10 protein-coding genes are annotated in these 7,825 nt (G+C 66.3%); 8 read left to right on the top strand and 2 right to left on the bottom strand.

Annotation, left to right across the window (positions count from 1 at the left end):
* Positions 1–68: 68 nt before the first annotated feature.
* Positions 69–512 (bottom strand): MAPEG family protein, encoded by a 444-nt coding sequence (locus BGN95_RS19350; protein ID WP_349293267.1) that lies wholly within the window; start codon positions 510–512, stop codon positions 69–71.
* A gap of 368 nt (positions 513–880) precedes the next feature.
* Here BGN95_RS19350 and rpmF point away from each other — a divergent pair, with 368 nt between their 5' ends.
* From rpmF to BGN95_RS19320, 6 genes are all read left to right on the top strand, one after another.
* Positions 881–1,060 carry a 50S ribosomal protein L32 gene (gene rpmF, locus BGN95_RS19345; protein ID WP_179513037.1) on the top strand — a complete coding sequence of 60 codons (180 nt, stop codon included), beginning with the start codon at positions 881–883 and terminating at the stop codon, positions 1,058–1,060.
* Positions 1,061–1,090: 30 nt separating this feature from the next.
* Complete coding sequence (gene plsX / locus BGN95_RS19340) at positions 1,091–2,122, top strand: phosphate acyltransferase PlsX (RefSeq protein WP_179513036.1); 1,032 nt, start codon at positions 1,091–1,093, stop codon at positions 2,120–2,122.
* Positions 2,119–3,087 (top strand): beta-ketoacyl-ACP synthase III, encoded by a 969-nt coding sequence (locus tag BGN95_RS19335; RefSeq protein WP_265268771.1) that lies wholly within the window; start codon positions 2,119–2,121, stop codon positions 3,085–3,087. The genes plsX and BGN95_RS19335 overlap by 4 nt, the downstream gene beginning before the upstream one ends.
* 101 nt (positions 3,088–3,188) lie before the next feature.
* A complete protein-coding gene (locus BGN95_RS19330; protein ID WP_179513034.1) occupies positions 3,189–3,488 on the top strand; it encodes an integration host factor subunit alpha in 300 nt (99 codons plus the stop codon).
* Between the two features lies 1 nt (position 3,489).
* Positions 3,490–3,828: a MerR family transcriptional regulator gene (locus BGN95_RS19325; RefSeq protein ID WP_179513033.1), complete on the top strand. Its 339-nt coding sequence runs from the start codon at positions 3,490–3,492 to the stop codon at positions 3,826–3,828.
* 165 nt (positions 3,829–3,993) lie between these two features.
* A complete protein-coding gene (locus tag BGN95_RS19320; RefSeq protein ID WP_286773732.1) occupies positions 3,994–4,278 on the top strand; it encodes a GIY-YIG nuclease family protein in 285 nt (94 codons plus the stop codon).
* Positions 4,279–4,396: 118 nt separating this feature from the next.
* Here the strand turns inward: BGN95_RS19320 and BGN95_RS19315 are convergent, their stop codons facing one another.
* Positions 4,397–5,041, bottom strand: coding sequence for a TetR/AcrR family transcriptional regulator (locus tag BGN95_RS19315; RefSeq protein WP_286773731.1), 645 nt, complete (start codon positions 5,039–5,041; stop codon positions 4,397–4,399).
* 108 nt (positions 5,042–5,149) lie between these two features.
* Here BGN95_RS19315 and BGN95_RS19310 point away from each other — a divergent pair, with 108 nt between their 5' ends.
* On the top strand, positions 5,150–7,492 hold the full coding sequence (locus BGN95_RS19310; protein WP_286773730.1) for a TonB-dependent receptor: 2,343 nt from the start codon (positions 5,150–5,152) through the stop codon (positions 7,490–7,492).
* 71 nt (positions 7,493–7,563) lie between these two features.
* Positions 7,564–7,825 (top strand): MFS transporter (locus BGN95_RS19305; RefSeq protein ID WP_353744721.1); only part of this gene is annotated, 262 nt, incomplete at its 3' end.

Genomic DNA, 7,825 nt, shown 5'->3' with positions numbered 1-7,825 from the left:
CTCCGACGAGCCGCTGGAGGGTTTCCACCGCCGCTCGACCGCGTAAACCCCTCCCCCCCGATGAAGAATCACCCGCGCGGCGCGACCGTCTCGATCGCGGGGCCGTGCGACGGCGGCGCGGCATTGGCCTGATAGGCGATCGTCAGCCCCCATATCGCGAGCACCGCGGTGACGATCCACGTCCCGAGCGCCCCGGCGGCGCGCAGCGGGTTGGGCGCGGGGCGCGCCATGCCGAGCGGATGGAGCAGCCGCGCGACGACGAATATCGCGGTGAGCGTCCACAATAGCAGCGACGGGCCGCGCGCCAGCTCGATCAGCGCGGTGAGAATCACCACCAGCGGCGCATATTCGGCGAAATTGGCGTGCGCGCGCATCCCGGCGAGCATTTCGGGCTTGCCGCCGTCGCCGATCGACACGCCCCCCATCCGCCCGCGCACCAGCCGCAGCCCGAGCCACAGATTGATCAGCCCGGCGGCCGCCGCCAGCACCAAGGTCACCGGAAGCATCATCATTCGCCCCTCCCTTTATTCCCCGTCTGTTAGCCCGATCCACGGGGGCATATTCCATCCTTACGTCATTCGCGCGAAGGCGGAAATCCATTCGCGCCGGGGGTGCGGCGCGATTCGCGCGGCGCGGCCGACACGAATCCCCCGGCCCCGGCGCGGACAAGGCGACCGGATGCGGCGACGCCGGATTCGCCGCGGGAATTTCGCCATTCGCGCGCGCGGCTTGCAACGCGAGGATAATCCGCTATAGGCGCGGGGCTTCGCGATGCGCCCGGCCGCCCGGCGCGGCCGGCGTATGTATATACGTCGGTTGCGTCTCAGTCGTTCTGGGCGAATCGCCTCCTTTTGAACTGAATACGGATCAAGGTGCCGCGATGGCCGTCCCCAAGCGAAAAACTTCTCCTTCCCGCCGCGGCATGCGTCGCGCGCACGATGCGCTCTCGGTCGAGGCGTTTCAGGAATGCCCGAACTGTGGCGAACTGAAGCGTCCGCACAATCTGTGCCCGGCATGCGGCCATTATAACGGACGCGAAGTCGTTTCCGTCGAGGGCTGATAGCCCGGCCAACAGGGGGGTCGCCGGTTGATGTCCGACAGCTCGTGGATCGCCGTCGATGCGATGGGCGGTGACGAGGGATTGTCGGTCATGCTCGCCGGCGTCGCGCGCGCGCGCCGTCGCTTCGAGGGGATGAAATTCCTTCTCGTCGGCGACGAGGCGGCGATTCGCGACGGGCTGAAAAACCACCCCAATCTGAGCAGCAATGCGGAGATCGTCCACGCGCCCGACATCGTCGGGTCGAGCGAGACGGCCGGCCGTGCGCTGCGCCGCGCCAAGACCACCTCGATGGGCATCGCGATCGACTGCGTGAAGCAGGGTCGCGCGGGCGCCGCCGTGTCGTCGGGCAACACCGGCGCGCTGATGGCGATGGCCAAGCTCGCGCTGCGCACGATGCCGGGGATCGATCGCCCCGCGCTCGCCGCGCTGCTGCCCTCGCTCGGCGCGAACGACGCGGTGATGCTCGATCTCGGCGCCAATACCGAGTGCGATGCGCGCAACCTGATGCAATTCGCGGTGATGGGCGCGGCCTATGCCCGCACGATGCTCGATCTCGAAAGCCCGCGCGTCGCGCTGCTCAACATCGGCAGCGAGGATCAGAAGGGCACCGAGGAGATTCGCGACGCCGCGCAGGGCCTGCGCGCCGCGACGCATCTGCCGCTGCGCTTCACCGGGTTCATCGAGGGCAATCAGCTGTCGCGCGGCGATGTCGACGTGATCGTCTGCGACGGCTTCTCGGGCAATATCGCGCTCAAGACCGCCGAGGGCACCGCGCGCTTCGTCGCGGACCTGCTGAAGCGCGCCTTCACCTCATCGGTACGCTCGAAGATCGGTTTCCTGATCTCGCGCCCGGCGACCGAGCTGCTGCGCGATCATCTCGATCCCAACAATCACAATGGCGCGGTGTTCCTCGGGCTCAACGGGCTGGTGGTGAAGAGCCACGGCGGCGCCAACGAGCTCGGCGTGGCGACCGCGATCGGCGCCGCGGCCAAGATGGTGCAGGCCGATCTCGCGCGGCGCATCGCGACAGACCTCGGCAATTTCGAAAAGCAGACTTCATGATCAGAAGCGTCATCACCGGAACCGGATCGGCGCTTCCCGCGCGGCGCGTGTCGAACGCCGAAATGGCGGAGATGGTCGATACTTCCGACGAGTGGATCGTCGAGCGCACCGGGATCCGCTTCCGCCACATCGCCTCGCCCGACGAGACCACCGCGACGCTGGCGACCGACGCGGCCAAGGCGGCGCTCGCCGCCGCCGGGGTGCATGCGCAGGAGATCGACCTGATCGTCCTCGCCACCGCGACCCCCGATCAGACCTTCCCCGCCACCGCGACCAAGGTGCAGGCGGCGCTGGCGATCGACGATTGCACCGCGTTCGACGTCGCCGCGGTGTGCTCGGGCTTTCTCTATGCGGTGCAGGTGGCGGACAGCATGATCCGCGCCGGCGGCCACGCCAAGGCGCTGGTGATCGGCGCCGAGACGTTCAGCCGCATCCTCGACTGGGAGGATCGCGCGACCTGCGTCCTGTTCGGCGACGGCGCCGGGGCGATCGTGCTCGAGGCGCAGGACAGCGCCGAGGCGGGCGGGCGCGGCATCCTCGCCACCCGGCTCCACGCCGACGGGCGGCATAACGAATTGCTCTATGTCGACGGCGGCCCCTCCACCACCGGCACGGTCGGCAAGGTGCGGATGAAGGGGCGCGAGGTGTTCCGCCACGCGGTGGTCAATCTCGCCACGGTGATGGGGGAATCGCTCGTCGCCGCCGGCCTCTCCGCCGACGATGTCGACTGGGTCGTGCCGCACCAGGCCAATGCCCGCATCCTCGACGCGACCGCGCGCAAGCTCGGCCTGCCCGCCGAAAAGGTGGTGATGACGGTCGATCGCCACGCCAATACCTCCGCCGCGTCGGTCCCGCTCGCGCTCGATACCGCCGTGCGCGACGGGCGTATCGTTCCGGGACAGATCGTCGTCCTCGAGGCGATGGGCGGCGGTTTCACCTGGGGCGCCTCGGTCGTCCGTTTCTGAAACGGGACGACTCCCATAAAAACAAATTACTTTCTGGCGACGAACCAGGGTGATAAACTTACAATATTGGTCATCTATTCCTGGGGGGGAGTGAGGCTGGAATGAGTGATGCGGGAACCTTGACGCGTGCGGACCTGTCCGAGGCACTGCACCGACAGGTGGGATTGTCGCGAGCCGATTCAGCACGAATGGTAGAGCAGGTGCTCGATCTTTTGTGCGATGCGCTGGCGGCGGGGGAAAATGTCAAGATATCGGGCTTCGGCACTTTTGTCTTGCGCGATAAAGGCGAGCGGATCGGGCGAAATCCCAAAACCGGCGTCGAGGTGCCGATCGCACCACGCCGCGTGCTCACCTTTCGCGCCAGCCAGATGATGCGCGATCGCATCGTCGCAGCGGGGTAGAGTGACGGGACCGGACGCCAAGGCAGCGGGTGCATTTCGGACGATTGGTGAAGTCGCGGCGGCCACCGGCTTGCCGCAACACGTCCTCCGATATTGGGAAACGCGCTTTCCCCAATTGCGCCCGCTGACCCGCGCCGGCAACCGCCGCTATTACCGGCCCGACGATGTCGCACTGGTCGAGCGGATCGACCGGCTGCTCAATCACGACGGCTATACCGTGAAGGGCGTGCAGAAATTGCTCGCGAGCGAAGGCAAACGAGCGGCCACGCCGTCCGTCCCGTCGCTGCGTGCGGTGCGCACGATGCTGCAGCAAGCGCTGGATTACGACGCCGCCGTCTGAGGGGCGTGGTGTGTCGTGCGTCATCCCAGCGGAGGCCGGGATCGCGGGCGGTTGGCGCGACGCCTGAGGCACGAGACCCCAGCTTGCGCTGGGGTGACGGTCTATTTTACCCCCCGTCATGCCAGCGAAAGCTGGCATCTCCCTCGGCACACGCGACGGTGCAACATGGCCGGCTGGACCTATTTCATGACCAACAAGCCGCGCGCCGTGCTCTACATCGGGGTGACGGCGCATCGCGCAGCGCGGGTCGATCAGCACCGGCGCGGGGCCGGGTCGTCATTCTGCCGGCGCTATGGGCTGACGCGGCTGGTGCTCGCCGAACCCCATGACACGATCCTCGACGCGATCGTGCGCGAGAAGGCGCTCAAAGCGTGGAAGCGCGACGGGAAGATCACGCTGATCGAGGCGACGAAGCCGCGGTGGGACGACCTGTTCGACCTGATCGCTTGAGAGAACCCGTCGCCCCAGCGCAAGCTGGGGCCGCGTGCCGTAAGCGATGCGATCAGAACCCGTCCAGCGAGCGCTCGCCGCCCGAGATGCCCGCGTTCGCTGGCATGACGACTTCTCGCTATCCCCGCCGCGCCAGCCCGCGCGCGAGCATCGCCGCGACCTGATCGGCGATCGCCTCGGTCGGCCGGTCCTCCGCCCAGACACCGAAGCGCAGCCCGAGGAACACGTTCATCCCCATGATCGCCCAGGCGTGGATCTCGCCCGCGTCCTCGATCAACTCACCCCGCGCCGCCGCCGCCTGCAGCCGCTCGCCGATGCGGTCGGCGGTGGTGGAATAATGCAGGCGAAAGCTTTCCGGGTCGACGAATTCGGCCTCGTCGATGATGCGGTAAATCTCCTTGTGCCCGCGGACGAATTGCAAGAACTGCTCCAGCCCGGCGCGCTCGGCGGCGATCTGGTCGGGCGCGGCGCGGATCGCGGGGGCGACATGATCGCGCACCTGATCGGACATGTCGCGGACCAACGCGCGGAACACCGCATCCTTCGAATCGAACCAGGTGTAGAAGCTGCCCAGCGCCACCCCGGCACGCCGCGTGATCCCGCTAATCGACGCCGCATAGAAGCCGTGCTCGCTGAACTCCGCCGCCGCGGCGTCCAGAATCGCGCGCTGGGTGCGCTGCCCGCGCGCGGTGCGCGGGCGCTTCGCCGCCCCTTCGCCTGTCGCGCCCTTCGCTGAATCCGCGCCATCCCCGGTCTCACTCATCCCCGCCTCACATCCAAGTTGAAACCTGGTTCAAGTTTCAGTATTGCGCTTTCGTCCGGCGCACAAGTCGCGAGCCAGCGACGTGCCGCAAAGGGGAGGATTATACCCGTGTCGAGCTTTTTCCCGTCCCGTTCGCTGCTCCGTGGCAGCGCCGCCATCCTCGCGCTGACCGCCGCCGCGCCCGCGCTGGCGCAGGAGGCGCCTGCGGCCGAACCGGGCGTCGCCACCGGCAATGATGTCGTCGTCGTCGCCCGCAAGCGCGCCGAGCGGCTGCTCGACGTGCCGATCGCGGTCAGCGCGCTGACGTCGGATCAGCTCGCCAAGCAGCAGACGATCGACCTGTCAGGGGTCCAGGGGACGATCCCCAACGTCAATCTGGTGCAGGGCCGCGGCTCGAGCTCCAACGCCAATATCTTCATCCGCGGCGTCGGCCAGCCCGACGCGCTGCAGACTTTCGACCCGGCGGTCGGCGTCTATGTCGACGGCGTCTATATGAGCCGCATCCAGGGTGCGTTGTTCAACCTCTACGACATCGATCATATCGAGGTGCTGCGCGGGCCGCAGGGAACGCTTTACGGCAAGAACACGATCGGCGGCGCGGTCAACGTGATCAGCCGCAAGCCGAGCACCAACGAGATCCACGCCATGGGGTCGTTCACCTATGGCAGTTACAATCAGGTGCTGGCGAACGGCTATGTCTCGGCCCCGCTGGTCGAGGGCAAGCTCGCGCTCAGCGTCGCCGGGGTCTATGACAAGCGCGACGGCACCGTCACCGATCCGCTGACCAACCGCAAATATAACGATCGCGACACGCTCGCCGGGCGCGCGATCCTGCGCTGGACGCCGTCGAGCGACGTCGAGTTCCTGCTCGAAGGCGATTATACCCGCCAGCGCACCGCCGCGACGCTCGGCTATGCCACCGCGCCGCTGATCCAGACCGATTTCGTCACCGGCGCGCGCGTGCTGTCGCCGGCCTATCCCTATGGGCCCTACAATTACAAGGCATCGACCGGGCTGGGGCCGGATCAGGGCCAGCGGCTCGACCATTGGGGCGTCTCGCTGACCGGCAATATCCGCCTCAACGACATCCTGTCGCTGACTTCGATCACCGCCTATCGCGATCTGCGCCCGGATTATTATCTCGATTTCGACGCGACCCAATATCAGGTCGCCGATGCCTTCGTCGGCTTCCGCCAGCATCAGTTCAGCCAGGAGCTCCAGCTCAAGCTCGATACCGAGAAGCTCAAGGGCGTGTTCGGCCTCTATTATCTCAACGAACGCGTGCGCTCGCATCAGGAATCCTATGACGATGCGCTGTTCACCGTGCTGAAGGCGCCGGTCACCTTCACCCGGCTGATTGACGACAATCAGAACACCAAAAGCTATGCCGCGTTCGGCCAGCTGACCTATAATTTCACCGATCAGCTCTCGCTGACCGGCGGGTTGCGCTACACGCGCGAGGACAAGACCTATTCGCGCTTCACCACCACCGTCTCCAGCCTCGCCGCGCTGAACGGCATTTCGTTCGCTTTCCCCGGCAATCTGCCCGCGCCCTATAACGGCGGCAATTCGGTCAGCTTCGATGCCTGGACGCCGTCGGCGACGCTGTCGTACAAGCCGGCGCGCAACGCGACCCTGTATGTCTCGGCCTCGCGCGGGTTCAAATCGGGCGGGTTCAACGGCCGCGTCAATTCGGCCGCCGACGTGACCCAGATCGTTGATGGCAAGCCGGTGATCGTGCCCTATTTCAAGCCCGAGACGGTGTGGACCTATGAAGCCGGCGCCAAAGGCGAGTTCCTGGGCGGCGCGGTGACGATTTCGAGCGATGTCTTCTATTCCGACTATCGCGATTTCCAGGCGCGGGTCGGCGGCGGCGCGATCGGCGCGACCGCCAACGGCTCCTTCCCGGTGCTCAACGCGGGCAAATTGCGCATCTGGGGCGTCGAATCCGAGATCGCGGTGCACCCGACGCGCGAATGGTCGATCCGCACCAGCTTCGGCTATCTCAACGCCAAATATCTCGAGTTCAACGACGGCCGTCGCACCGCGCCGACCGGCAAGGACGCCTTCTCGTGCAACCCGACCGGCAAGCAGATCACCTGCAAGCCGGCATTCGCCCCACCGATCAACTTCTCGGTGGCGACCGATTATGCGGTGCCGCTCGGCAGCGCGGGCACGCTGACCTTCGGCGGCGACGCGCGCTTCGTCGACAAGCAATGGCTGTCGGTCGACAACCGCCCGGGGCTGATGGAAAAGGGCTATTGGCTGGTCAACGCGTTCGTCCAGTACGATGCGCCGGGCAACAAATGGTATCTGCGCGGCGGGGTGAAGAACCTCACCAAGGCGGTCTATCTCACCGATGCGCAGGAATTCTCCAGCGTCGGCAACATCCAGACCGCTTATTACGGCGATCCGCGCACGTGGAGCGGCACTTTGGGCTTCCGTTTCTAAGTGAAGCCACGGATAAAGGGGGAAGGGGCCGGCAACGTCCGGCCCCTTTTTGCGTCGGGAGAGGAGAGGCGATGATCGATCGCGAACGGCCGGGCTATCCGCGGCTGGTGCTGGCGATGCTGTTGCTGGTCTATGCCTTCAACTTCCTCGATCGACAGATCCTCGGCATCCTGGCGAAACCGATCCAGGCCGAGCTGAACCTCAACGACGCGCAATTCGGGCTGATCGGCGGTCCGCCCTTCGCGATCCTCTATTCGGTGCTCGGGGTGCCCTTCGCCTTGCTCGCCGATCGCGTCGGCAAGGCGCGGGTGATCGCCACCGCGCTGATCGTGT

Origin of the sequence: Sphingomonas sp. 66-10, assembly GCF_001897045.1 — a bacterium.
In the GTDB taxonomy this organism is placed as follows: domain Bacteria; phylum Pseudomonadota; class Alphaproteobacteria; order Sphingomonadales; family Sphingomonadaceae; genus Sphingomonas; species Sphingomonas lycopersici.
Note: the sequence above shows the minus strand (reverse complement) of the source record. Positions and strands in the feature narration are given on the sequence as shown.